Raw genomic sequence first — 2,005 nt, forward strand, 5'->3', positions numbered from 1 at the left:
CTGGCGAAGAATTCGGCTCAGCTCTTTTCGCTGTTTGGCTTCGCCAATCTGGTGCTGGCGAGGCGAGCGTTATTGAACGCCAGCACCCAAGGTGCGTCTTGAAAACGAAGAACAGGGGAAAAGTCCCTCCAAAGTCGGAAAAGCCGCGAAAACGCGCCTCTTTGAAGACGCAATTGTGCTCGCTGACCAAACCATCAACAGAAACGCGATTTGTTCAGCGATTCCTTAACACCCGCCGTTGATCAGCGGAAGAACTCCTCCAGCCGCTCGAACACTTCATGCTCGGCGCCGTGCCGGCGCACGGTACGGACGTCTTCGAGCTTTTCCAGCTGCTTGACCATCTGGTCGAGGCGCTCGTCCTCGTTGACGGTCAGCCAGATGCGGCTGATCTCGCCGTTGGCGTTCTCGCCGCCGACCGGCATGCACAGGATGCCTTCGACGTTGTAGGCACGGCGCGAGAACATCCCGACGACGTGCGACATGACGCCAGCGTGGTTGTTCACATCGAGTTCGAGCACGGTGCGGGTGAGCGCGTGTTTTTCGTTCCTGGTCACGGAATTCATGTTCAGCCTCCAATCATGTCTTTGTTGGCCGCGCCGGGGGCGACCATGGGCAGGACCTGCTCGCGCATCGCGATGCTGGCGTGGATAAACGTCGGGCCGCGCGTCGACAGCGCCTTTTTCAACGCGGCGACCGGATCGCTTTCGCTATCCAGATCCATCGTCTGCCAGCCGAATCCCTTGGCCACAGTGAGGAAGTCAGGCACGCCCTTGAACTTCGAAGCAAAGGTGCGCTCGCCGTAGAACAGCATCTGCTGCTGGAAGACGAGGCCGAGCGACGAGTTGTTCATCAGGATCACCTTGACGTTGGCGCCCTCCTCGGCCGCCGACGCGAGCTCCTGGATATTCATCAGGATGCTGCCGTCACCCGAGAAGCAGACGACGGTGCGCTCGGGTTCAGCGAGCGCCGCACCGATCGCGGCCGGCAAGCCGAAGCCCATCGTGCCGAGCCCGCCCGAGGTGATCCACTGGCGCGGCCGGCGCAAGGGATACGCCTGCGCCACCCACATCTGGTGCTGGCCGACATCGGTCGTGATCGTTGCCTCGTCGTCCAGGCAATCGGCGACCGCGCGGATCAGCCCGTAGGGCGTGCGCGGATCGTCGATGCCCGGCATGCGCAAGGGATGCGCGGTCTTGAGTTCGGCGATGCGGCCGAGCCAGGTTTCGCGCAGATTGGCCTTCACCTGCGGCGCGAGCTGCGCAAGCACGGCGGCGACATCGCCCTGGATGCCGATGTGCGCGGTCTTGATCTTGTCCAGTTCAGACGGGTCGATGTCGATGTGGATGATCTTCGCCTGCGGACAGAAAGCGGCGACCTTGCCCGTCGCGCGGTCGTCGAAGCGCGCGCCGACGGCGATCAGCAGATCGCATTCATCGAGCGCGAAGTTGGTACAGCGCGCGCCGTGCATGCCGAGCATGCCGAGCGAAAGCGGATGATCGACCGGCATGCCGCCGAGCGCCATCAGCGTCATCACGGTCGGCAGGCTGGCTTTCTCGGCCAGTTCCACCGCCTGCGCCGAGGCGCCGGAATGGACGATGCCGCCGCCGAGATAGAGGAGCGGACGCTTGGCCGCATTGATCATCGCCGCTGCCTGTGCGACGAGGTCGGCATTCGGCGCATCAACCGGCTCGGCGCGGCCCGGTTCCGGCCACGCGCTGACTTCGATGCGCTGGTTCTGCACGTCCTTCGGGATATCGACGAGCACCGGGCCGGGACGGCCCGAAGCCGCCAGCCGGAACGCCTGCGGGATCACCGTCAGCAGTTCTTCGGCCGAGCCGACGAGGAAGTTGTGCTTGGTGATCGGGATCGACATGCCGTAGATATCGACTTCCTGGAACGCATCGGTGCCGATCATCGAGCGCGGCACCTGCCCCGTGATCGCCACCAGCGGGATCGAATCGAGCTTGGCGTCGGCGATCGCCGTCACCAGATTCGTCGCGCCGGG

Annotated in this window: 2 protein-coding genes and 1 pseudogene; 1 reads left to right on the plus strand and 2 read right to left on the minus strand. The window is 63.9% G+C overall.

From position 1 onward, the window contains the following. A pseudogene (locus KBA32_RS13365) lies at positions 1-102 on the plus strand (IS5/IS1182 family transposase); the annotation flags it as partial. A gap of 140 nt (positions 103-242) precedes the next feature. Here KBA32_RS13365 and ilvN read toward each other — a convergent pair. Both ilvN and ilvB read right to left on the minus strand, forming a co-directional pair. Then, on the minus strand, positions 243-563 hold the full coding sequence (gene ilvN, locus KBA32_RS13370) for an acetolactate synthase small subunit (RefSeq protein WP_294359707.1): 321 nt from the start codon (positions 561-563) through the stop codon (positions 243-245). Between the two features lie 2 nt (positions 564-565). Further along, positions 566-2,005, minus strand: a 1,440-nt coding sequence (gene ilvB, locus KBA32_RS13375) for a biosynthetic-type acetolactate synthase large subunit (RefSeq protein ID WP_294359709.1), incomplete at its 5' end; no start/stop codon positions are given.

Source organism: Propionivibrio sp. (assembly GCF_017995515.1).
Lineage (GTDB): Bacteria > Pseudomonadota > Gammaproteobacteria > Burkholderiales > Rhodocyclaceae > Propionivibrio.